The following is a 22,574-nucleotide window of genomic DNA, read 5'->3' on the forward strand; positions in this document are numbered from 1 at the left end:
CCCTCCGTCCCGCCGATCGCGGCGGCACATCTTACGCGCGACCGGCTATGCGGGCGCTCGTCGCAGGTCGAGGAGGTAGAGGAGGATCTCGTCGCCCACCTCGTCGACCGCCGTCTGCCCGGTGAGCACGAACCCCTCCGACTCGTACAGGACCCGTGCGCGCTCGTTGCCGGTCTGCGTGAACAGCTGGGCCTGGCCGTACCCGAGCCGCCGTGCGTCCGCGAGGACCGCGGTCAGCACCCGCCTGCCGAGCCCTCGTCCCCAGTGCCCGGGCTCGACGGCGACCATGCTGATGTGGCACAGCCCCGGGATGGGATCGCCCACGCCGCCGCCCACGCGCCCGGGCATCCCGGCGGCGACACCGATCGGCTCGCGTTGCCCCGGGGCTTCGGCGACCCGGAAGAAGGTGGACGGCACGGCGAGGCGGCGGGCCGACCGTCCCCGGATCTCCGCGTCCGCGGGCGAGGGACCGCGGCGCGCGAGATCGGCGCGGTGCACCAGCGCGGCGGCGGCCTCCGCGTCCGCCGCCGTGCCGGACCGGATCGCCGCCTCTAGATCGTTCATGACGGCACGTTACTCGCCGGGGGTGACGCCGGGGGCCACTGTGGGGCACGGTGGGACATAGCCAAGCGAATGCTTGGTCAAGCCGGCGGTGCGGAAGGGGCAGGGGAGATGCGGACGTTCCGGTTCGGCGCGGTGGTCCGGCTGGCGGGCACCCGGCGGGAATGGGTCGGCAAGGCGCGGCGGCTCGAGGGCTCGGGCTTCGACGTGATGCTCGTGCCCGACCACATCGTCGGCCCCCGGTTCGGCCCGGTCGCGGCGATGATGGCGGCCGCCGACGCCACCACCCGGCTGCGCGTGGGCACGATGGTGTTCGCCAACGACTTCCGCCATCCCGTCCTGCTGGCCAAGGAGGCCGCCACGCTCGACGTCCTGTCAGAAGGGCGGCTGGAACTGGGCATCGGAACCGGCTGGCTAGCAAAGGACTACCAGGGCGCAGGGCTCACCTTGGACGAGCCACGCGCTCGCCTACGCCGTCTACGCGAGGGCTTGGCCGTCCTCAAGGGCGTCTGGGGGGAGGGGCCATTCTCTTACGAAGGCCAGTACTACCGCGTCCACGGACTGGAACAGGAGCCGCACCCCCTGCAACGGCCGCATCCGCCGATCCTGATAGGCGGCGGAGGGCCGGCCATGCTCCGTCTCGCGGCGCAGGAGGCCGACATCGTCAACCTGACCATGCGGACGCTCCCGGACGGCAGCGGCCCCGACCCGTCCGACGGCGGCGCGGAGTCGTTCATCCGGAAGATCAAGCTGCTGCGCGAGGCGGCCGGCCCCCGGTGCGACCGGATCGAGATCGGCACCAGCGTCATGCGGGTCGGCTCCGGCGGCCCGCGGGCCGCGTGGAGCGCCGCCGACACCTCGCGGCAGGGGGACACGCCGCAGGTGCTCACCGGAAGCGTGGCAGCCATGGCCGACAAACTCCGGCGCTGGCGGGACGAGCACGGCATGTCCTACTTCGTCCTGCACCACGAGACCGACCTCGACGCCTTCGCCCCCGTCGTCGCCGAACTCGCCGGCTCCTAGGGCGTGTCCTCGAAGCGGCGCTTGATGATCGCCAATGTCGCGGACGTCGGGTCTGAGAGTACGGAGAACCGGCCGTTGGGCGTATCGGTGCACGGCAGCCGCACGGTCCCGCCCAGCCGTTCGGCCTGGGCCACGGACGCCTCGCAGTCGGGCACGGCGAAGTAGGGCATCCAGCGCGCGGGCACGTCGCCGGACAGGCGCCTCCCGGCGGCGCGCACCACGCCGGCGACGCGACGGCCACCGACCCGCCATACGTAATAAGTGCTGACGACGCCCTGCATCTCGGTCGGTCCGCTCCAGCCCAGGACGCGGCCGTAGAAGTCCATGGCCTTGCCGGTGTCGCCGCAGGCCAGTTCCACCCAGGACACCGTATTCGGCTCGTCGAACAAGGCGGCGCCCGGGAACGCGAAGGGCTGCCACAGCCCGAACCCCGCGCCCTGCGTGTCGGCGGCCAGGACCACACGCCCCATGTGGGCGACATTGGTCGGCTCCATGTGCACCTGGCCGCCCGCCTCGAGGACCGCGTCGGCGGCCGCGTCCGCGTCGTTGACCGAGAAGTAGCAGATCCAGGTGGCGGAGATCGAGTCGTCGGCCAGGGAGGTCAGCCCGGCGACCTCCGGGCCGGTGACATCGCCGCGGGTGAAGATCGAGAAGTCGCCCACCCAGTGGTCGGCGACGGTGTAGACGGACCAGTCGAACAGCTCGCAGTAGAACGCCTTGGACGCCTCGATGTCCGGGCTGGACAGCTCCACCCAGTTGGGCGACCCCGGTTCGTACGACGTGATCTCCGGCATGCGGACCTCCTTCCGGCGTTCCCGCGTGCTCCTTCTTCCGTCGTACCCCGGCTCGGCCCTCCGTTCGAGTGCACGCTCCCCGCCGTCTCGTTCGCCGCCGCTTCCACGCTACTGCGGACCGGGTAAACGATCAAAGCCCCGACCGGAATCCACTTCCCCAAGAAAACGGCACTAACGGAAATTTCGGTAACGGCGACTTTAGTGGCTTTTCTTGTTAATGGAGGGCTAGAGCAGCAGGCCCATGTAGTACTCGTCGGCCTCGTCCCCGTCCACCCGGAGCGCACCCCGGCGCAGCCCTTCCACCTGGAAAGGGGGGGTGCCCGCAAGCCGAACCTGACCCGGATGGAACCCCGCTGTGGCGCGACCATCGGCACGGAGCCGTCAACTTGCGCAACAGCCGCACCGTGGGCCGTCCGCCACCACACGCACGACACCCGGCCGTCATGAACCTGCCGTCGCGGACGCCCCGAGCAGGCCCACGACGTTGCCGCTGGACGCATGAACGAGGCCTATGCCGGGATAAGCCCCCGGACGAAGGCGGCCTGCCCCGCATGCTGCAGGTTGTCCGAGACCACGCTGATCAGCCGCACGGCCAGCGTGACGGGCGGATCCCAGGACCGGTCCACGATCCGCGGCAGATCGTCATCGGTGAGGGTCTCGGCATAGGCGATCGTCTGCTCGTACACGGCATCGTGATAGCCGGTCAGCAGTTCACCTGAGTCGACCCTGACCGCCGCCACCTGCTCGCTGCTGTGGGCATATCCCGTCTCGGCCGGGTCGAACGGCAGCCCGAAGCGTTCGGCCCAGTCCTCGGACGTCCACACCTGCGGCAGGTCCGCGACGCCGGCTATGTGGTCGTCCTGGATCCGGGTGAGATGCCACACCAGCCAGGCGATCGAGTTGGCCGTCCCGTCCACCCGGTAGGCCAGCTGCTCCGGCGTGAGGCCGTCGACGGCCTGGTGGACCACGCCCTTGATCCTGTCGAATGCGTCAACGAGCAATCCCGCACTGGTCATTCACCCGACGCTAGCGCCCGCCGCCGATGTCTCCGGTCCCCGACACGGCGGATCAGCCGTTCGTCCAGGCGTCGAGGAAGGGCTGCGCCTCGGCCCGCCCGAGCTCCCAGAGCTCCGTCGGGGAGTAGCCGAAGTAGGCCGCGATCAGCAGCACCGTCCCGGCTAGCAGCACCAGCGACAGCAGCTACCCGCCCGACATGAGTTCACATGATCACAAGATCGGGCGGCCGTCCTGCTTGACCTTGACGCCGGTGTCAAGGAGTACCGTCGCGAACGGATCAGGGAGGGCCGATGCGGATCGGGGAACTGGCCGACCGGGCCGGAGTAAGCACGCGCGCGCTGCGCTATTACGAACAGCAGGGGCTGCTGGTCTCCCGGCGCTCCAGCAACGGCTACCGCCGGTACGAGGAATCCGACCTGCGACTCGTCCAGGAGATCCGCTCGCTGCTGAGCGCGGGCTTCACCTTGGAGGACGCCCGGCCGTTCGTGAACTGCCTCCGGGCGGGCAACGAGGCGGGTGCGTCCTGCCCCGAATCGCGGGCGGTCTACCGGCGCAAGCTCGCCGAGATCGACGCCGAGATCCGCACTCTGATCAGGCGCCGGACCGAGGTCGCCGACCAATTGGCGCGCGCCTGCCCGGGCTGCGCGCTGTTCCCGGAGGAGACGAATGATCACGCTGACCGCGGCGAACTTCGACGAGCGGGTACTGCGCGGCGGCAAGCCGGTACTGGTCGAGTTCTGGGCCGACTGGTGCCCCCCGTGCAAGATGATCGCGCCGATCCTGGAGGAGATCGCGGCGGAGTACGCTGACCGCCTCACCGTCGCGAAGATCAACGGCGACGACCATACGGAGATCGTGACCCGCTACGGCATCATGGGCTTCCCCACGATGCAGCTCTTCCGGGACGGCGAAGTGGTGCACCGCATCGTGGGCGCCCGTTCCAAGCGACGCCTGCTCGCCGAACTGGACGGCCACTTCTGAGCCGTCAGACCGCAGCCGAAGGACGGCCCAGGTGCCGAGACGATAACAGCAGCCCGCGTCGACATGGGCCAGGGCCATGCAGGGCAACGGGGGGCGCGACGATGCCGCGTCGCCTCACGGCGTGCGAGTCACAGCCCTGTGCGGGACGAATGGTGGAGCCCTATTCGAGCCCGAGGAGCCGATCGGCAAAAGCCCTGCCATGCCTTATCGCGGACGACACTCGCGAAATGAAGATCGACCGGTGTGCGGTGGCGGCCTAATCTGCGAGGAAAGGTCGCGTTGAGGTCGCTCGGTCGAGAGCGAATGGCCCGAAATGGTATGTTCTATTGTGACACGGTCATTCAAGGCGGTCACGCGTATCGCCGGGCTCGCGGTAATCGTGGCCGCCTTCGGAGCGTTGATGCTGTGGCAGGTGCTGCCGCCGCCGCCCTTCACCGATTCGATCCACGTGTTCCGGGCCGCCAGGCTTTGGCCCGATATCCCCGTCGATGCCGCACCACTCCACCAGATGTGCAGGGTCGGGCTGCTGCTCCCGTCATGGGCCGCGCAGCAGATTCTCGGCTACGGCCAGGCGGCATACTATGCGACCTCGCTCTTTCTCATGAGCTTCTTCGCGGTCGGGTGCTACCTGTCCGGACGAGTCCTGTTCGGCGACGGGGTCGGCCTTTTCACGGTGGTCCTGCTGCTCGTTCATCCCTTCTTCACGATCGTCGACCCGTACGTGGAGAGCGTGAACGCGTCGACGGGAGGAATCCTCCCCGATGCCCCCGCGGCCGGGCTGTTCGCCATCGGATTCGCGGCCGTCGTCGTCGCCGCGCGCCGCGATGGCCGTGCCCAGGCAGGGCTTCTCCTGGCAAGCGGTGTCGTCCTCGGCGCGGCATTTCTCTGCCGCGAGTTCGTCGCCTTCATGTACGCCGCGGTTCCGGTCTTCTTCCTGCTGCTCGGCATCCCGCTGCGGCGCATTCTGCTGGTCGCCGCCCCGGTGGCCGGGGTTGCCGCGCTCGGCATGCTCCACAACGAATTGGTGTTCGGCGACGCGTTCGTCACCCTCCACGCCGCCGAGAGCGTGGCGGACGGCGGCGCAAGCATCCCCTGGTACGTCGCGCTGGGCCGCCTCTTCGAAGCCATGCTGACATCGCATTGGCAAGGAGCGGTGCTTCTCACCGGGCTGGCGCTCACAATCGTGGGCTGGGCTCTGACACGCGACCGCGGACTCGCCTTGTGCTTGGTGTGGTTCCTTTCCCTGTGGATTCCGCTCACCCTCCTGGGAGGTGTGCTCAACGGGAAGGATCCGGACTTCGAGTGGGGATACCTGCCCCGTTACTGGACCCCGATCTTTCCGCCTCTCATAGTGGGCGGACTCGGCACCGCGGTCATCCTGTCGCGCCGGATCCGTGCCGGCCTCCCACGTACGATCACGACCACGGCAGTCGCGAGCGCTCTGCTCTTGGTGTACCTGGTGCTGACCGTCCAGCAGATCCAACCGGTGGAGCGCGACGCCGCCTGGAACGAATTGCGCGGCTGGCTTGCCAAGCACCAGAACCTCACGCTGATCTGGACCGACTCGTACTCAGCGCAGACCTTGCAGTTCTATACGCGCTCGCCCTTCGGCAGACCCTTGTGGCACGGCCGCGTCGAGACCTTCCTTCACGAACGCGCGCTTTTGCCGGGCAAGGTGACCGGCCCGCTACTCCACACCCGTTACGGCGCCAAGACGCCGCCGAGCCTGGAATCCGGTTGGAGAAGCATCTGGAAGTCATCGGACGGCGCGACACTCAGCGTGTGGATCCGCGAGCCGAAGACCGACCCACGCTGCGCCGATTGCGGCCCGCCACACCTCGCCCGACCCTGAAGCCCGTCGCAAGATCCAACGAACCCGGCGGCCTGACGCCGTCGACAGGATCGTCCACTGCTCCCCCTGCTGACCAGCCGCTTCCTGGCCGCGCTCCACCTCTCCGACCGTGCGAGGGGAGCCGTCCCGGATGCGCCTGTAACGTGCTCCGCATGAGTGATCAGCTTCTGGCCGAGGCACACCGGTTCCTGGCCTGGGCGCGCGAGCAAGGCGCCGGCCTGGACGGCACGGACGACAGCGTGTGGTTCGTGCAAGGGGTGCTGGAGTCGATGGCCGAAGACACCGAGGAGGAATCCTCACTGCGGATGGTGAAGTGCTTGGCGTACTCGGTCTACCTGGCCGAGCTGCTGGCCGACACCTGCCGCGACGTTCGGCGCGTCGTCGAGGGCGAAGGGATGAATCTGCAAGAGGTGCTCGCAACCCGTGAAGGGGAGCATACGCAGTTCGTCTTGTCGTGGGTGCTGAAGTGCCTCGACGACCCGCACGCCGACAACGTCGGCTTCAAGTTCGCCGGGGCGCTCAGTGACTTCGGCGAGAACGAACGAGCCAAGGCCATGTACGCCGAACTCGAAAGGTATCGCGAGTTCGGAGATTTGTGACGACGCTCACCGTCCTCGCCGAGTACTAGCCACGCCACGTGGCGTACAGGCGGCTGGCCCAAGTGAGCCGATCGTCACCGACGTCTGCCAGGAAGTCGGCGCTCACCTCTTGGAGAGAACTCGTGGCGTCGTCGGCGGTCATGCCGGTGAAGCGGAGCAATGCGTAGGCGAACATCCCGGTCCGGTGTATCCCGGCTGAGCAGTGGATCAGGATGTGGCCTCCGTCGCGGAGTATGGCGGCCAATCGAATGAGAGACGCGCCGAGTCGGCGGTCATGTGCGGGTGGCGGCGGACCGGCATGGGGCAACGGAATCCAGGTCCACACAAGGCCGGCGGCCTTGACCGCGGAGCCGAGCCGCCGTGCGCCCTCCTGCTGAGAGAGGAGCGTCACCACATGGGTGACGCCCGAGTCCCGCAGAGCCGGTAAGGCTTTCAGCCTCGGCCGCCTGGACGTCGAGAGCGTTCCATTGCCGACGGTGATCGAGCTCGGCGGCGGTGGGGAACCCATGCGCCGGAAGGCTAATGCTCCACGAGGCGATACCGCCTCCCGTTTTCCGGGCATCGTGACCGGCTTCCTGCGCGCCAGCAGGCAGGTGGTGAGCATCGGTTTCAAGCCAGACCGCCTGAACGAAGACGCATGGGAACTGCTCGACCAGACCCAGGCGTTCATCGCCACCCGACTGGACGGGGTACTCGCCATCCACGACGACGGCGTCTATGACCGGGACCTCCAGCGCCAGGTCGGTCTCGGCCGCTCCTAGGGCGTGGCTTACGGATCCAGGTTCTGCAGGCACGCACCTCGCCGCGTTGCCGTCGGCCGACAGCCAAACGCGGACTGACCCCCTCCTCCGCCTTGCCATGCACGCACCTGGACCCTGCTCACGACGAACACGCCCCAGGCCCGACGAACTTGCCGCGCGGGGCAGGCTGGACCGGCGACCGAGGATGCGCTCGATTGCCGGTCAGCGGGCAAACCGCCGACCTGCCGCTTCCGGGAGTGGGGGCCGGGTCGTCCGTTAGCCGATCTCTGTCGCGATGTCACCCGAGGCGCTTGGCGAGCCAGCCCGCCATCGCGCGGACGCCGATGCCGATGGCCCGCTCGTCCGGGTCGAAGCCGCCCAGGTGCGGATAGCAGGTGGTGATGTCGGCGCCGGGTGCGCGGACGCCGAGGAAGGTGAAGGTGCCGGGGATGCGGTCCAGGAAGAGCGCATAGTCCTCGCCGCTGAACGGAATTGCGGCGTGCAGCACCGTGACGGCGTCCGGGCCGAGGACGCGGCGCAGGTGCCGCTCCAGGGCGCGCCCTTCCTGCTCCGGGCAGACCATGGCGGGAAACGGCTCGGCGGGGAAGCTCACCTGGGAACCGGCGTACGGTTCGGCGAGGCCGCGGAGCTTGTCACGGACCTCGACGTACCGCTCCTCGGGCCAGCACCGGTAGGACACCTCCACCTTGGCTTTGCCTTCGGCATCGGCCTCGCCCGCTCTGGCCCGGATGGCGATGGAACGCGCCAGCGGTCCGTTCGGTTTCTGGAGGTTCTGGACGAGCCACTCGAAGTCCGCGGATGTCACGGGCAGCGCCACCGTGTTGAGCTCGGCGATCGCGGCGGCGAGCCGCCGTGCCTGCTCCGCCGCGTCGGGGCCCTGCAGGGTGACGACGGAACGATCCTGGCCAGGCAACCCCGTCCCGGGCGTAACGGCGAACTGGCCGACCGGAAATGGACCGCAGTGCAGGGCATGGATCTCCTGGGGCCTGGTCCATTCCAGGACACCGTCGGCGAGCATCGCACGGGCACCCGTCAAGGCCTCCTCGGCGGGCTGAAAGAGGAAGACCAGCCTGCCGCTGAGCCTGTGCCGCAACCGTGCCAGAACCTGCGCGACGCCGACGCCCACCGTGGTGTGCAGATCGTGCCCGCACAGGTGCGCGGCCTTGCCGGCGCCCTCGATCTGGTCGCCCGGCGGCACCGCGTCCATGTCCGCGCGATACGCGACCGTACGGCCGGGGCGCGCACCGTCGAGCACACCGACGACTCCGTGCCCGCCCACGCCGGTGGTCACGGTGAGTCCGGCGGAACGGAGCCGGCCCGCCACCATGGCGGCGGTGCGGCCTTCCTCGCCGGCGGTCTCGGGGTGACGGTGGATGTCGCGGCGTAGCGCGACCAGATGGCGGTCGAGCCGCGCCGCGACGGCGTCGACCGACTTCTGGTCCACCGAGCCGCTACCGGGAACAGCGTCGGCGATGGCGGGGGCGGCGGAAGCCAGAAGGGCTCCCGCTCCGACCGCCGCGGTGCCGCCGAGCAGGGCCCGGCGGGTGAGATGGTGCTTCTCCGGAAGAGACATCTTCCCTTCATGGACGGTGCGATCGATTCGCCGCAGCTAGCCGAAAGCTACTGAGCGGCAAATAGCACGGTCTGCCCGCCGAAGAGGCATCTGCTCTCTAGCTCGAAGGTCTCATCGATTCCCTTGGCGTTCCCCGTTCAGCGTGGCCTTTTCACTCCGAACCAGCGGCGGTACCGCCAGGTCGCCGACCAGGTGACCGCGGAACGGTTGAGTCGGGACCTCGAACCATGCATGACCTGCAGCAGATGCGGGAGCGGCACGACGGGCAGCCGGACCCGGCTCCCGAGACCATCGCCCAGGCCCGCGCCCGGCTGACCGCTCACATGCGGCAGGCGCGCCCGCCCAGGAAGCGGTCCTGGCGTCTGGGGCTGGTCGGGGTGGCGGCCATGGCGCTGCTCGCGACGGGTGTGGTGGCCGCCGTCGGAACCGGCGAAGACCGCCCCGGCGGGCAGCCGACCGCCGAACCGCGCCCGGTCGCCAACGCCCAGGACCTGGCCGGCAACGCGGCGATCAAGGCCGCGGCCCAACCCGACCCCATGCCCTAGTCGGGGTACGTGAAGACCGTCAGCGCCCAGACCGCGACGGACGGCGAGCCCCACCTGAGGGGAACCCCGACGCACTGCTCGCCCAGGTTTTCAAGACGGTGACGGCGGGCGGCAGCCAGGAGGCGCCCCCGGCGTGGACGCGCGCGACCCCGACAGGAAGTTCGTCCCCATGGGCGACGAGGAACGCAACGAAAACGCGTTCTCGTACATCGCAGCGTCCATGCACGACAGCGCGCTGCCGGCCAAGCTCCGCGCCGCCATGTACGGCGCCATGGCCAAAATCCCCGACGTCCGCTACGAGCCCCGCGCCTCGGACCTCGAAGGGCGCCCCGGCGTCACCCGCTACCGCCAGGGCGGCGATCTTCATCGACCCGAACACCTACGGGTACCTGGGCCAGCGCCAGGTCGCCTTCAAGACCCACAAGGAGATGGGCACGGACGTGAAGAAGGGCGACATCATCAACTGGAGCAGCAACCTCAAGACCGCCATCGTCGATAAGCCAGGTCAGCGCCCCTCACCCCTCGCTCGTGGCGATCGGCCCACCCGGCGGGGCCGCCCGATTCCTCCCGGTCTTCGGTTCCGGGAGGAATCGGGCGTTCGGGGACCGGTCCCGGCGGCCGCCCGGATAATGCGTCCATGAGCGGCTACTCCGAGCGGCGCTGGATCACAGCAGTGGCCGCCACTCTCGTTCCCGGCCTGCTGGCGGGCTGTTCCGGGGGCGACAGCGCCGCACCACCGCCGTCCTCGCCTCCCGCCAAGGCGCCGACCCCTGCTCGGACGCTGCCGCGCGGTGCGACGGCGACACCGCCGACCCAGCCGCTACGGCTGACCAAGAAGATGACCCGGCCGGGGACGCGGCTGCGGTTCGGCCAGAAGGCGATCGTGCCCATCCGCGACTACCACCCCTTGCCCAAGACCTTCGCCGAGGGCGTGCTGGGCATCGTGGTGAAACGGCTCCGGCAGGCCCCCGGCTCCAAGATCAATGGAAACTTCGACGACAGCGGCAGAGCCGTGCTGAAGAGGAGCACCGCGTTCTACGCCGAGATCGTCATCACCAACGAGAGCGGCAACCCCATGTCACTGTCCCTCCCCGATTTCGAGGGCCGTCGCAGCGGCGGGGAACCCAACGACGTCAGCCTGCTCGGCGGTGAGCTGCCCGGCTGTCCGGAGAACCCCTCCCCGGACTCGTTCGACCACAAGGGCGCCCGATGGGTCACCTGCAAGCTCTGGGCATCGACGAGCTCCTCCCCGCTCCGAGAGATCCACTACCTGGCCCCGCCGTACGGCAAGAACGCCCAGCACCCCAACAGCCCGGCACCGGACTTCAACCAGCACTACGAGCTCGGAGCCATCATCTGGCACTGAGCCGAACCGAACGGGCCACCAAGCCGCCCGTCCAGCGCCCTGGCCTGGCCCCGAGAGATCGCCGGGCGGCGCTTGCGGTGCCGGAACCCGGCTGAGGCCGTTGCCGTCCAAGGCCCGGATCCCGGAAGCAGGAACGGCGGGAGGGGATCCTCCCGCCGCTCGGGTCGACGCGGCGTCCAATGCCGCCGCGCCTATTTTGCCGTGACCGTCCCGTTCGGCGTGTGCCCGGACAGGACGGCGATTTCCTTCGTCACCTCTCTTCAGCTGCGGTTTTTGTGGGCATCTGCTCTTTCAGGCGAGCCACGCCGAGGGCGATCGTGCTGATCAGCGACATTCCGAGGATCTGCCAGAATGTCGGGACCTTGCCCTCCATCACCCAGTCGACCGGCAGCCCCATCAGGGGGGTGAGGCTCACCATGATGGCGTAGAAACCGTCCGGAACCATCTTCCTGGCCCTTGTGTGAATGAACCTGGGAAGTACCGTCCCCATCCCGGCCACGAACAGCAGGGTGAAGAACAGACCCCAGGACCAGCCGGCTGTCAGGCTCTCGCCCGCCAGCAGGGCCCACACGGTGATGCCGAACGCCCCGATGAGCGTCACCAGGGCTTGGAACTGGTCGGACGCCTTCTCCGGCATGTCGACGAACCGACGGGAGAACACCAGGTAGAGCAGGCCGAAGGACCCGTTCACGATGGCGAACACGGCGCCCAGGATGGACGATTTCATGTCCCATACCTCGATGGTGACGCCGAGGCCCGTCGCCACCAAAAGAGGCACCGAGATCGCGGCAGTTCGCAGCCCGGCCCGCCATGCCTCGGCAGAGAACAGCAGGATGGGAATTGCGAATCCGATGGCGTTGACCGAGGCCAGCGCCATGCCCGAGGTGAGCGCCAGGGTCGCAGAACCCCTGCCGCCGACGTTCAGCAGCCCGATAATGGCCAGGTTCGCCAGGTTGGCCCGGGTGAACCTCAACCTCTGGGGCCTGTCGCCGCTTCGGCGAAACAGATACCAGATCTGCCCCTGGTAGGCCAGGGCCAGCAGGATCATGGCGGCCAGCCCGTACTCTACCGCCGTGACCGCGAGCGCGGCCACCTGAAGCGACTGCAGAGCGTGGACTTTGAACCATGACCTTCCCAGCAGCTTTGCGGTGGACTCGGATAACGCGTAGAGCGCACCCTTTGGATAGTTGTAATCCGTCTCCGATTTTCTGGAGACAGCATTTTCCACGTTACGATCCCTTTCGTGCCGGGGCGCGCAAGGGATCGGATTCTTGTCCGGTCCCTTGAGGTCGCGCCAGAATGGATATGGCGTGACTCCGCGGAACCGGATGGTTCTCTTTTGTGGAGTTCGGTACGATGGTACCTTGTCGGCGATCTACGTGGGAAGTTGCCTCGGGCGAGGCCGTTCTCACATGATGGAGGGGCGCGCAGGGCGCTCGGCTGCTGAAGTCAGAAGGCTCATTTGCTCTCAGTGGCGCGAGAAGCGCCGTTCAAGGCCCGTACACCTCGGCATCATTTCGGCCGGAATAGTTGGCCGACTGTTTACGTGCAGTTGTCCTCAATGAAAGACCCCGTTGTGCGTGGTGGGCAGAGGCGGGTCAAACCAGCCGCCTTCCCCTTTTCGGAAGTAGCAACGTGATCATTGCCGAGGCAGAAGGCTGCCGGTGGCCTCCGTGCAGGGCTGGCGTCGTCACCCTCACCGCGCTGACCACAGGCTTTCAAGCGCCGTACCGGCTTTGGTCGCGTCCAGGGGCGGTGGTGTACGAGTTTCACCAGGTCAAAGGGAATGGCGTCGTGAGAATTCACGCAGGGGACCCTGCCGGGTGGCTGGCCGAATAGATCGGGCCTGCCGGCCCGATGTGTTGCGGTCGATGACCGCGGCGCTCATGTCGGCCGAGGCCGACGCGGTCTGAGAGCAGCGCTCGGGCGAGCACGTCAACTGGGACACCCGGTGCTGGCACCGTCGAGTTGGCCATCCCCAAGCTGCGATCGGATCGTGCTTCCCCCGAATGGATGCTGGAGCGCCACCGCCGAACCGGACAGGCCCCAGTCAGCGTGGTGGCCACCTGCTACATCAGGCACATCTCCCTCAGCCGGGTCAGTGAGATGTCCAAGATGCTGGACGCCCAGGTACAGGCGGGCCGTATGCGTTTGTGGGCTCGACACGCTTCGTAGGACGGCCGGACGGTGGACGTGCATGTGCTGGTGGCTCGCGGCCCGATCGAGACGATCGCCGCCACCCTGCCGGGGCGTGCTGGCAGCGGTGCCGCACCCACTACCTGCGACAAGAAACCTGCGACAGCCGTCGGCTCGACCTCGAACGGGTCGGCGTCGTACTCGATGAGCCGCACCAGCGCTTCCGGTCCTGCTCGACTGCCCCGCCCTCGCAACTCGTCCCGCCAGATCTGCTCGCTCACCTCCGCCTCGTCCAACCCGGGAGCAAGTCAGAGGTCATCGTTCGAGTATGCGGCGATGCCACCAGGGGAGGTCCGCCGGTGCTGAGGGGTCGGGCAGGGTCTGGCGTTCGTAGCGTTCGCTGAGCGGCTCCACGATGGCGGCCATCTGACGCCGGGCGTCGCTGGGCAGAAGCTGCATGATCGAGTGGAGCAGGTCCAGCGCTTGACGCGGGTCGCACCAGGGGCAGTCCATTCCGTGGCGCAGTGCGTGAGCGGGCGGGCGCAGGGATCGCTTCAGCGTCGTGATCGCTTGGGCCGTTGCGCCTGGGGTGGTGTGGGGGCGCTGCTGTTCGGCTTTGGTGATCTGCCGTATGACCTTCGCGGGCAGGCCAGTGATGGGGGGAGAGGGAACGGGGTGCTTTGTGTGACGCGCCGTGGGCAGTCGGCTTGGGGGCCTACGCGGCATTGTCCGTTCGTGTCGTCGTCATGAGGTCATGCTGGCAGTCGACGCTGAGGTTGCCAAGGTCCGGCTGTCTGGCGTATCGCGCTCGGTTCCCTGGCCTGAGCCATTTCGTCCGCCGTCGTCCCACCTTGGAGAGAAGACCCTGACGGTGACGAGACTTCGGTGCGGTACCGGTGCGGACGGCTCGGTTCATGAAGGTTGCGCCGGACAGGACGACGAGGCTTGCGGAACCCGTGGCCTCCTCGACGATGCGGCCTACAGGGACGTTTCAGTAGAGCAGATCCTCACGCTCATCCCGGATGGCTACGAGGCATCCATCCTCGTCGTGGTCGACAAGACTGCGATCACATCGGCCGAGATTCCGGTTCTGCTCATCGACCTGAACGAACTGAATGAGGAATACGGTAGGACGTTCCGCGTCATCCCGGGCGAGCTTCCGTCGATCGAGGTCAATCTGTCCCTCGGCAACATGGACTTCTTCGAGCTCGCCGACTCCGTGGACGATGACGGTGTTTTCCGGGGCTTCACTGATTGAGCAAACATCCACGCCTGGCGATAGGTATCAACCCTCCGTCTCATGCGGGCCATCTAGACAATCAAGCCTGAAGACCGGAGAAGCCACTCGAAGATCTGGATTCACATTGCTCAGGCACAACGGGGATCGGCCGCCCGCCAGACAGCGTTGTGAGCCGCCCGACCAACGGCGGGCATGGTCTCCGACGTGAGGGCCGCGGGCGCCTACAGGGGCGTGGCCGGTCGATGGCCGCGGGCTTTCCATGAACGGTATGACCCACCCGAGGGCCTGTGGCCCTCAGGTGACGAACCCCCGCGGAACCCGGTATGACGCGATCTTCCCGACTTCGTAGCCCTGACTCAACTAGTCTCAGCGAGTGTCTCTTACCGATGCAGACATCGCCGCCGCGCTGGCGCCTGCCGGGCTTCGTTTCATCGAACGTGAGCGAGCCGAGGTCAAGCTTCCACTTCAACCCAACAGGTCCGCTGCAAGCTCATTGGCCGAGCATGGACGCATCGACGCCGAGCCGGATGAAGTTGTTGACGTCGATGATTCCGACATGGCCGCGAAGCTCAATGCGAGCTGGCTCCGGCTCGCGCTGCAGTACGGTCTCTTCGACGAACAGCGCGAGTTCTTGATCGGAGTCGACTTCTCGGCTACCGACGAGCCGGACTGGGCGTGGGTGCGCGTCCGGCTCCTTGACGAGTGGGACATAGCCGGAAGTGGCGTAGCGACACTCCGGAGCAATCTCGCTGGTGTTTTCACCACACGATTCGTACCCGAGTTCACCTCGGTGTCCCTGGACAGGCGCATGCTGCTGCACACCACCGTTTGGGGCAATGGGACAGTCAGCTCCATCGTCATCCGCCCTGACCTTGTCAAAGGGAACGCCAACTGAGTACGCGGACACAACAGCAGTAGATCGAGGTGTTGGCGAAGCCCCTGGTAGGACGGTTGATCTCGCGCAACCGGCCGTCCACACCAGAGGTTTCAGTTGCTTTTCGGGGCGCGGTCGAGACCGGCCTTCTGGGCCAGCGCGTTGGCCTCCGCCGTCCCCAGCGCGGCCTTGCCCTTCGCCCGCCGCTGCCGGTAGATCAGCACAGGGCACCCCCCGCCCACCGGGGAGGTGGCCCCGCCAAGGCGCCGGTCGCCCGCAAACCACACCAGCTCGGGGTGTGCACGCCGGGACCGGCCCTCGGGGGAACGGGTCAGCACGCCGCCGCTGAACGGCGCCGTCTGCCCCCGCGCGAACTCGATCTTGACCTTCTGCCCGACGCGGTCCCCGGGGAGCATCTCGAAGGACGCCGGGAACGTTTCCCAGCCGTACGTCCGAAGGATGCGCTCAGTGCGCCGCAGCGCGACCAGCGCCGCCGCTTCCAGAGGCAGGGCCAGCAGTGCCAACAACTCGACCACGAAGATGAGGCCCGGGACGCCGAGGAGCACGGAGATCGGGACGACTGCCACGGCCACCGCAACGGTGCCGGCGAGCCACAGCCAGAGTCGGCGCGCCCGCCAGCGCACGTTCTCTCTCGTCGGAACGTGCTCCCAGGCGGGTCCGGGTGGGGGTGGAGGGGCCTCGATCATCAGGCCGTGATGCTAGCAGGGTCTTCCTGGCCTGGGCCTTCTTGGGGGAGCGGTGATGGGAACCGAACCCGCGTTGTCAGCTTGGGAATCTTTCGGCTGACCGTCAAGCATCGTGGTCCGCCATCTCGCGCGGACGGCGGCCTTCCGCCGTCAGGGTGAGGGTTGGCCTGCTGAGGATGTCCATAACCCGCAGTGAGGGTCCTGCGGCCTGAAGAGCGACTGGTACCTCGGAAAGCCGTCCCTCCCACCGCTCCGCCACGGGCGATGCATGCCGTGATCGGTCACGGAGAAGTCCGGCCACTTCGCGGTGGCCGTTGAACAAGGTCAACGAACCGTACGAGGATGCCTCCGCCCGCCGAGGCGTACCCGCAACGATCCCGTGCCCCGCTGATCTCGGAGATGAGGCGTGCGGAATCAGGTTGCCCTGATTACCGTCGTCGCTGTGATGGCGGATGGGACTCAACCGGCGCACCGCACCCTCCAGGACGCACCGGACCCAGGTGACCTGAAGCGAGTAGCGGAGGAGTTCGGGCTGGGCAACGTCCGCGATGCCCTCTTCCTGGCCAACGGGCGCAGGAACCGCAGCTGGCGCATCGACACGGCCACAGGGGTTTACGCGCTGAGACTCCTGCGCGATGTCCCCGTAGAGATCGCACACCGCAACGCGAAGGTGCTGGCCGCTCTGAGGCCGTCCGGTCTGCCGGTCTACCCCCCGATGAACATCCGCGATGGTGGCCCGGTGCTACAGATCGGGGCGCACAGCTACTTGGTCTCCCCGTGGGCGAACGGCGCTCATGTTGAAGGGACCGACCTGCCGCTTGGCGAGGTCTCCGATTTCGGGGCGCTGGTGGCCACCGTCCATAAAGCTTTGAGTGAGCCGGAACGTGTATCGTTGCCGCCGGCGGATTTCCGGCCCCGCATGAAAGTCACCAGCCCGGACAAGGCCATCGACAAGGCCGACCGGCTGCTGGCCGCAATCGCCTCGATCACAGAGCCGAGCGAATTCGACAAGCTTGCCAGGACCCTGCTGGAGGAACGCAAAGTCCTGATCGACAAGCATAGGGGCAGCCCGCCGGTCGAAGGCGATGACCCCGGGCCTTTCGGCTGGACGCACGGAGACCTGCAGCACCGCAACATCCTGCATTCCAAGGGAAAGGTCAGCGCCGTACTCGACTGGGACCGGATCGCGGTCAGACCCATTGGAGAGGAGATCACGCGGACCGCACTGGTCCAGTTCGGCGGTGAGAACGGCCGCCTGGACCTAGATCGTGTCGCCGCGTTCGTCGGCGGATACCGTTCGGTGCTGCCGCTGTCCCGCACGGACCTCGCCGACGAGGTGGACCGGCTGTGGTGGAAGCGCATGTCCGACTACTGGATCTTCGAGTTCCACTACGACAGGTCTGATCACGATGTCGACCCACTGATGGCTCCCAGCGGACGACTCCTGAGTTGGTGGACCGACCGGCGCGAGGACGTGCACCAGGCGTTCGCTGCAGGGACCTGACCAACGGTCAGAGGTGGCTCGAATGAGACGATGGAACTGTTCGCGTTCGGCACGCCGGTCGACAAGTAGGCCAGGAAGCTGAGTCGGCCGTGCCGAACCGGTTCGGCCTGCGTGATGCACTATGCCTGTAGGACCGTGCCCACAGTGCCGCCCACCACAGACCACGATCGTCGGCCAGCCGTAGGGCAGTTCCCGCTCGTCGAACCGGTGACCATGGCCCACGAGCCTCGCGTCACGGAACCGCCGGGCATCACTGGCTCACTCAAGCGACAATTTCCTCTTCCTCAGCTGCCAAATGTGTGGCCATCCTCTGCTCCGGTCGCCGGCGTTCCCACCGCACGGTAAGTCAGAACAGGGTGTCGCGGATACGCAAGGGCTGGTAGCCGGTGGGCCGCGTTGGGGGAGTTCGTCGTCGATGTCGACCTCGATAAGACGCGCAGAGCGTGCCCGTCGTCCATGTGCTGAAGGGATGGCACGGTTGCCATTGCCCTTGATGCCGATGAGGGGCTGATCGCCCTCGGCGTGGCCCGTGTACTCGCAGATGGGGCCGCGCTCGTCGTCCTCAGGCAGCCACCCATCGAAGTGGCCGGACTGTTCGCCGGCGGCAGGGGCGGAGTAGATGAGCGCGTTGGGGGTCGTCGCAGACGGCACGACGCCACCCTGGACCGAAGATGTTTCATCTCGGCGCATGCGGTGACCTTGCCAAGCTCGACCGGATCCAGCATCGCGAGTGTCGGCTCACTTCAGCCGTGGTGAAGGTCCGGATGGAACTGACATGCAGGCCCCGTTCGTCTGAAGATCGCCCAATCCCCAGGACTCGGAGCTCCCATGTACTACAAGGACGACGGTTCGATCGACTACGAGGACCTTGGGAACGAACTCGCCAACATGCTCCATGGGTATCCGTACGGCGAGCCGCAGATGACGCTTGGGATGATCGCCGATGAGCTGAAGGCCGCCCCCGACAGCCGGCAGGGACGCGCCATGATGGTCGCGGCGTATGCCAGCCGCTGGTACGCCAAGTGGCAGATCACCGAGGTCGCCGTCTTCGACAACTTGATCGAGGCCGCCAGCCGGGCCAGGGAGGTTTACGGGGCTGCGATCTGCTCGGCCCCCGGCGGGCACGAGCATCCCGAGATCAGCGCCGATGACCCGGAGGGCGCGGCCGAGGTGATGGCGCTGATCGGCGACCCTGAGGGGCGGGCGGCCCACGACTCGCTCCTCGACGAGGAGGACGTGGACCTCGACGCCATGAACTGCCCCGGATTCCTGGCAGAACTGGCTGCCGAGACGGTGGAGGACCTCAAGGAGGCCAGGAGGGGACGGTTCGAGGCTCCGCCAACAGACGCCTCGCTGGACGAGCGCTATCTGACCGAGGACGGTCGGACGAACTTCGACGCGCTGCTCTCCGACATCGAACGGCAGAAGTACAGCAGTATCGATCCAATCGCCCAAAAGGCCGCCGTCTGGGCGGGCCGCAGGTTGATGGGGGGCGCACTTCCCGAGGAACGCGCACCACTGGCCCTGGCCGTGGCATATCTGACCAAGCACTGCTACTGGGGCTCGGCCGCGCCGTCCGTGGTCGCTGTCTACATTGACGCTCTCAAGACGTTCGATCTCGCCGCCCTCGACCAGCCGTGCCCGCATCCCAACGGCCACCCCGTTCGCCTCCGGGACACCCCGCGCCGTGCGCGTGCCCTGATCTCCCCGCCAGGGGATGCCGATGACCACGGCGAACGATGCCCACGTGGGATAGCCACGTACGTCCACGAAATGATCGACTATGCCGTGTCCTACACGTCCCGCCACGAGCAGTAACGGCGACTCGACCGCCGAGTGCGCCTGGCGGTCCAGCGGTGGGTTGTGAAGCCGGAACGAGTCGTCTTTCCGCCCGGCTCCCGGCAGCGATCGCGGAGAATCCAACAACTTGTCTCTGACCTTGTGTGAATTGGATTCTGAGGACGACGGACGATAATACTTCTGGCGCAGTGGGGCCCGCGGGCGAGAACGCCCGAGCCCACGCGGCCACCCGAAGGGAACCCCACCCATGGTCGGGAGGCGTGCCAGTGCTGCCGGAAGGGCTGGGAAGAGGCTCGCGAGGTCACCATGACGAGCTACGCTCATGCGGCCTTCGGGGAGAAGCGGAAGGCACTCGGAAAGCCAGGGCTGTGCTCGGCTGAGGGTGTTGCCGGCAAAAGGCCCGGAACCTGATCAGGCTCCGGGCCTTTTCGCTGGTCAGATGTGGTGGGCAGGCGCGGGGGCAACCGCCGACCTTCCGCTTTTCAGAAGTGAGGACCAGCCTGCTGGCGGGCTCCATGCCGAGGTGGACGGCGGTCGATGTCCTTGGGTGGCGAGGGGACACGTGGACGATCCACACTGCGCGGTCCTCATCGTTGATCGCTAGCGCGCCCGCCGCTCGTGACCTCGAATTCCTTGACGTACTGCTCCTCTTCGGGACTGTTCTCGGTGGTCGCACAAGGCGGCCCGCCGCCGCACGGCGGACGCACCCCAAACGGAGGAGGACAGATGGAAGCGGCTTTTCCCGAGGAGATGACCGTTCACGATCTGCTTCGAGCAATGGAGACCGGTCGGCTGACCTCAGAGGAACTGACCATCCGATGCCTGGAGCGCATCGAGCGGCTGAACCCCTCATTGCACGCGGTCATCACCGTGAATCCGGACGCGCCGGCACAGGCCCGTGAGATCGACCGTCTCCGGGCTTCGGGCGGTGCGCTCGGACGACTCGCCGGGGTTCCGGCCCTGGTGAAGGACAACATCGACACCCTCGGCCTGCCCACGACGGCGGGTTCCGAGGCTCTGCGTGAAACACTGCCGTCCCGCGACGCGGGGCTGGTGGCCCGGCTGCGCCGAGGTGGCGCGATCATCCTGGGCAAGACGAACCTGTCGGAGTGGGCCAACTACCGCACCGACGCCGCACCACACGGTTGGAGCCCGATCGGCGGTCAGACCAGCAACGCCTATGTCCTGGATCGGAGCCCGTTGGGGTCTTCCAGCGGTTCCGCGGTTGCGGCGGCCGCGGGTATGGCCCCGGTGACCATCGGCACCGAGACCTTCGGCTCCATCATCTCGCCCGCCGCGGCGAACGCCGTCGTGGGCTTCAAACCGTCCCTGGGGCGGGTCAGTGGGGCCGGCGTAGTGCCGGTCTCGCCGCGACAGGACATCGCCGGGCCGATCACCCGGAACGTGGCCGATGCCGCCGCGGTCTTCGAGGTGATCGCGTCCCCCCGCTTCGCCCCCCGTCTGGAAACGGACTTTCCGCCCGGGACCAGGATCGGTGTGTGGAGCGGGATCAGACCGGCCGGAAGCTACCCGGACGTGGATCGTGTTCTCGCCGAAGCGACGGCGAAGCTACACGAACTGGGCGCGTCCACCGTTGCGGTGGACCTGCCCGTACCTAACGCGCTCGGGGTGCTTCCTTACGAGTTCAAGGAAAGCATCAATGCCTACTTGAGCTCGGCCGGTGGCGAACACCCTCGCAATCTCGCTGAGCTGATCGCCTTCCACCGGAACCATCCCGCCGAGCGGGCGTCCGAATTCGGGCTGACCAGGTTCGAACTGGCCCAGGCTTCGGACACGGTTCGCTCACCGCAGGAATATCTGGAGGAACGCAATCGGGTCACCGAGGAGGCGCGCGAACGCCTTGGCCACCTCTTCAGGCGACACCGCCTGGATGCGATCATGGCTCCATCCAACGGCCGGGCCTTCGAGATCTCCCAGCTGCGCAACCTCCCCTGGGTGCATTCCTGCATTCCAGCGGCGGTCGCCGGGTATCCGAACATCACGGTCCCGGCCGGTTACGCCGACGCCCAGCTGCCGCTGGGGGTCTCGTTCATAGGCCACAGGAACCGCGACGAGGAACTCCTGGGGCTCGCCTACACCTTCGAGCAGGCGACCCGGGCACGCAAGGTGCCCATGTACCTGCCCTCGCTCCCGGTGTGACAGCCGGGCACGCGTAACGGGTGAACACCTGCCGGCCCCAGCTACCCGCTGGGGCCGGCGGAACTCGACACTCTCTAACTGGGGCCAGAAACGGTCGGTGCCCCGCAGGCACAGGTTCCGTGAAGCGGACCCATGTCGGTCGGCCGGCAGGACGCGTCCGCGCAGAAGGCCGGGGTTGGTGCGGCCGTGCATCTGAGGAGCGGGACCAGCCTGGTCAACGTCATCCGGCTCACCGCGGCCGCCAAGCGCCCAGGGCGGGTGTGGCCCCGTTCACGGTGTCCCTTGCCCGGTTTGAGGGCCGCCGAGGGCGGCCGGATCAGGACAGCGGTTCCCTGCCCTCTGGTGATTGCCGCTGGTGAACGGCTTGGGGGTGGTATCAGACACCCTCCGTAATTGCGTTTGAGTACTCAACGTAATTAAACGAATGCATTCAGGTATGGAAACACTCTGTCGGTCAATGGACACTCTTCGTGTACGCACCACTGAACTTCCCCCTCGCCTCTCACGTTCACTGGCGTCACGATCGCGGGCGTCCCAGTGGCACCTGTCAACGCGTGAGGCACAGGGAACCCACCAAAGGAGAGCAGATGCGTGTGAAGAGGACCACCGCCCTCACCCTCGCCGTCCTGGCGACCGGGGCCTGCCTGGCCACGACCGGGGCCGCCAGCGCCCAGCCCGCTCGATCTCCCGCGCAGGCGCACGCCAAGCAGTCGACGGCGCTGCCCCCGGGCTGGCAGCTGGTGACCCTGCCCAACGCGAACGTCCCCAACTTCCAGCGTCGTACCCTCTACTGCCCCGGCTCCAAGAGGGTCCTCGGCGGTGGCGCCGAGGCCCGGGGGAACCGGGCGATCCTGGTCGGCTCCTTCCCGACCGACGACGGCCGGGGCTGGATCGGCCTCGGCCGCCAGGACGGCTACAACGACGTGGGCATCAGCGTCTTCGCCATCTGCGCCGACTGACAGTGCGCATGCTCCGGCCCCGGTCACGCATCACGACCGGGGCCGGTCCCCGTTTCCAGGGGTCTCAAGAGCCGTGTGCGACAGTGCGCCCGCTGCTGCGGTGAATGTGATGCCGTTGGCGT

Annotated in this window: 23 protein-coding genes and 1 pseudogene; 16 read left to right on the top strand and 8 right to left on the bottom strand. The window is 67.4% G+C overall.

Going from position 1 to position 22,574, the window contains the following annotated elements; genetic code table 11:
* Positions 1 to 45 precede the first annotated feature (45 nt).
* Entirely contained in the window at positions 46 to 564 is a 519-nt protein-coding gene (locus ABD340_RS00745) for a GNAT family N-acetyltransferase (protein ID WP_344586290.1), read from the bottom strand.
* Between the two features lie 108 nt (positions 565 to 672).
* On the opposite strand from ABD340_RS00745, the gene ABD340_RS00750 reads away from it, so the two are divergent.
* Entirely contained in the window at positions 673 to 1,584 is a 912-nt protein-coding gene (locus ABD340_RS00750; protein ID WP_344586291.1) for a TIGR03621 family F420-dependent LLM class oxidoreductase, read from the top strand.
* On the opposite strand, the gene ABD340_RS00755 is transcribed toward ABD340_RS00750, so the two are convergent.
* Together ABD340_RS00755 and ABD340_RS00760 are read right to left on the bottom strand one after the other, a co-directional pair.
* Positions 1,581 to 2,378, bottom strand: a complete 798-nt coding sequence (locus ABD340_RS00755; RefSeq protein ID WP_344586292.1) for a VOC family protein — start codon at positions 2,376 to 2,378, stop codon at positions 1,581 to 1,583. The two genes, ABD340_RS00750 and ABD340_RS00755, sit on opposite strands and share 4 nt — an antisense overlap.
* A 509-nt stretch (positions 2,379 to 2,887) precedes the next feature.
* Complete coding sequence (locus tag ABD340_RS00760; RefSeq protein ID WP_344586293.1) at positions 2,888 to 3,394, bottom strand: mycothiol transferase; 507 nt, start codon at positions 3,392 to 3,394, stop codon at positions 2,888 to 2,890.
* A 291-nt stretch (positions 3,395 to 3,685) separates the two neighbouring features.
* On the opposite strand from ABD340_RS00760, the gene ABD340_RS00765 reads away from it, so the two are divergent.
* The 4 genes from ABD340_RS00765 to ABD340_RS00780 all read left to right on the top strand — a co-directional run bounded on the left by ABD340_RS00765 (position 3,686) and on the right by ABD340_RS00780 (position 6,827).
* Complete coding sequence (locus ABD340_RS00765) at positions 3,686 to 4,204, top strand: MerR family transcriptional regulator (RefSeq protein ID WP_344586294.1); 519 nt, start codon at positions 3,686 to 3,688, stop codon at positions 4,202 to 4,204.
* Positions 4,122 to 4,376 carry a thioredoxin family protein gene (locus ABD340_RS00770; protein ID WP_344586538.1) on the top strand — a complete coding sequence of 85 codons (255 nt, stop codon included), beginning with the start codon at positions 4,122 to 4,124 and terminating at the stop codon, positions 4,374 to 4,376. Before ABD340_RS00765 ends, ABD340_RS00770 begins: the two co-directional genes overlap by 83 nt.
* A gap of 328 nt (positions 4,377 to 4,704) precedes the next feature.
* Complete coding sequence (locus tag ABD340_RS00775) at positions 4,705 to 6,228, top strand: hypothetical protein (protein WP_344586295.1); 1,524 nt, start codon at positions 4,705 to 4,707, stop codon at positions 6,226 to 6,228.
* 152 nt (positions 6,229 to 6,380) lie between these two features.
* A complete protein-coding gene (locus ABD340_RS00780; RefSeq protein WP_344586296.1) occupies positions 6,381 to 6,827 on the top strand; it encodes a hypothetical protein in 447 nt (148 codons plus the stop codon).
* Positions 6,828 to 6,852: 25 nt separating this feature from the next.
* Here ABD340_RS00780 and ABD340_RS00785 read toward each other — a convergent pair whose 3' ends face one another.
* Positions 6,853 to 7,335, bottom strand: coding sequence for a protein-tyrosine phosphatase family protein (locus ABD340_RS00785; protein WP_344586297.1), 483 nt, complete (start codon positions 7,333 to 7,335; stop codon positions 6,853 to 6,855).
* On the opposite strand from ABD340_RS00785, the gene ABD340_RS00790 reads away from it, so the two are divergent.
* Positions 7,226 to 7,588, top strand: coding sequence for a hypothetical protein (locus tag ABD340_RS00790; protein WP_344586547.1), 363 nt, complete (start codon positions 7,226 to 7,228; stop codon positions 7,586 to 7,588). The two genes, ABD340_RS00785 and ABD340_RS00790, sit on opposite strands and share 110 nt — an antisense overlap.
* A 277-nt stretch (positions 7,589 to 7,865) precedes the next feature.
* Here the strand turns inward: ABD340_RS00790 and ABD340_RS00795 are convergent, their stop codons facing one another.
* Positions 7,866 to 9,161: a M20 metallopeptidase family protein gene (locus ABD340_RS00795; protein ID WP_344586298.1), complete on the bottom strand. Its 1,296-nt coding sequence runs from the start codon at positions 9,159 to 9,161 to the stop codon at positions 7,866 to 7,868.
* 227 nt (positions 9,162 to 9,388) lie between these two features.
* On the opposite strand from ABD340_RS00795, the gene ABD340_RS00800 reads away from it, so the two are divergent.
* From ABD340_RS00800 to ABD340_RS00810, 3 genes are all read left to right on the top strand, one after another.
* Positions 9,389 to 9,706: a hypothetical protein gene (locus ABD340_RS00800; RefSeq protein WP_344586299.1), complete on the top strand. Its 318-nt coding sequence runs from the start codon at positions 9,389 to 9,391 to the stop codon at positions 9,704 to 9,706.
* A 133-nt stretch (positions 9,707 to 9,839) separates the two neighbouring features.
* Complete coding sequence (locus ABD340_RS00805; RefSeq protein ID WP_344586300.1) at positions 9,840 to 10,205, top strand: hypothetical protein; 366 nt, start codon at positions 9,840 to 9,842, stop codon at positions 10,203 to 10,205.
* Positions 10,206 to 10,343: 138 nt separating this feature from the next.
* Positions 10,344 to 11,072, top strand: a complete 729-nt coding sequence (locus ABD340_RS00810; RefSeq protein ID WP_344586301.1) for a hypothetical protein — start codon at positions 10,344 to 10,346, stop codon at positions 11,070 to 11,072.
* Positions 11,073 to 11,322: 250 nt separating this feature from the next.
* Here ABD340_RS00810 and ABD340_RS00815 read toward each other — a convergent pair whose 3' ends face one another.
* Positions 11,323 to 12,300 carry a DMT family transporter gene (locus ABD340_RS00815; protein ID WP_344586302.1) on the bottom strand — a complete coding sequence of 326 codons (978 nt, stop codon included), beginning with the start codon at positions 12,298 to 12,300 and terminating at the stop codon, positions 11,323 to 11,325.
* Between the two features lie 566 nt (positions 12,301 to 12,866).
* Here ABD340_RS00815 and ABD340_RS47815 point away from each other — a divergent pair.
* Positions 12,867 to 13,357: pseudogene (locus tag ABD340_RS47815) on the top strand (transposase); the annotation flags it as partial.
* A 166-nt stretch (positions 13,358 to 13,523) separates the two neighbouring features.
* Here ABD340_RS47815 and ABD340_RS00820 read toward each other — a convergent pair.
* The gene (locus tag ABD340_RS00820; protein ID WP_344586303.1) at positions 13,524 to 13,721 is read right to left on the bottom strand and encodes a hypothetical protein; all 198 of its coding nucleotides are present in this window, start codon (positions 13,719 to 13,721) and stop codon (positions 13,524 to 13,526) included.
* Positions 13,722 to 13,962: 241 nt separating this feature from the next.
* On the opposite strand from ABD340_RS00820, the gene ABD340_RS00825 reads away from it, so the two are divergent.
* Positions 13,963 to 14,466 carry a DUF6924 domain-containing protein gene (locus tag ABD340_RS00825; RefSeq protein WP_344586304.1) on the top strand — a complete coding sequence of 168 codons (504 nt, stop codon included), beginning with the start codon at positions 13,963 to 13,965 and terminating at the stop codon, positions 14,464 to 14,466.
* Between the two features lie 355 nt (positions 14,467 to 14,821).
* Positions 14,822 to 15,343, top strand: coding sequence for a hypothetical protein (locus ABD340_RS00830; protein ID WP_344586305.1), 522 nt, complete (start codon positions 14,822 to 14,824; stop codon positions 15,341 to 15,343).
* 92 nt (positions 15,344 to 15,435) lie between these two features.
* On the opposite strand, the gene ABD340_RS00835 is transcribed toward ABD340_RS00830, so the two are convergent.
* Positions 15,436 to 16,029, bottom strand: coding sequence for a hypothetical protein (locus ABD340_RS00835; RefSeq protein ID WP_344586306.1), 594 nt, complete (start codon positions 16,027 to 16,029; stop codon positions 15,436 to 15,438).
* A 406-nt stretch (positions 16,030 to 16,435) separates the two neighbouring features.
* Here ABD340_RS00835 and ABD340_RS00840 point away from each other — a divergent pair, with 406 nt between their 5' ends.
* The 4 genes from ABD340_RS00840 to ABD340_RS00855 all read left to right on the top strand — a co-directional run bounded on the left by ABD340_RS00840 (position 16,436) and on the right by ABD340_RS00855 (position 22,452).
* Entirely contained in the window at positions 16,436 to 17,533 is a 1,098-nt protein-coding gene (locus ABD340_RS00840; RefSeq protein ID WP_344586307.1) for a phosphotransferase, read from the top strand.
* An 828-nt stretch (positions 17,534 to 18,361) separates the two neighbouring features.
* Positions 18,362 to 19,351 carry a hypothetical protein gene (locus ABD340_RS00845; protein ID WP_344586308.1) on the top strand — a complete coding sequence of 330 codons (990 nt, stop codon included), beginning with the start codon at positions 18,362 to 18,364 and terminating at the stop codon, positions 19,349 to 19,351.
* 708 nt (positions 19,352 to 20,059) lie between these two features.
* Positions 20,060 to 21,493 carry an amidase family protein gene (locus ABD340_RS00850; RefSeq protein WP_344586309.1) on the top strand — a complete coding sequence of 478 codons (1,434 nt, stop codon included), beginning with the start codon at positions 20,060 to 20,062 and terminating at the stop codon, positions 21,491 to 21,493.
* Between the two features lie 587 nt (positions 21,494 to 22,080).
* On the top strand, positions 22,081 to 22,452 hold the full coding sequence (locus ABD340_RS00855) for a hypothetical protein (protein WP_344586310.1): 372 nt from the start codon (positions 22,081 to 22,083) through the stop codon (positions 22,450 to 22,452).
* Positions 22,453 to 22,574: the final 122 nt, after the last annotated feature.

The sequence above is a fragment of the Actinomadura vinacea genome, from assembly GCF_039532545.1.
GTDB lineage: Bacteria > Actinomycetota > Actinomycetes > Streptosporangiales > Streptosporangiaceae > Spirillospora > Spirillospora vinacea.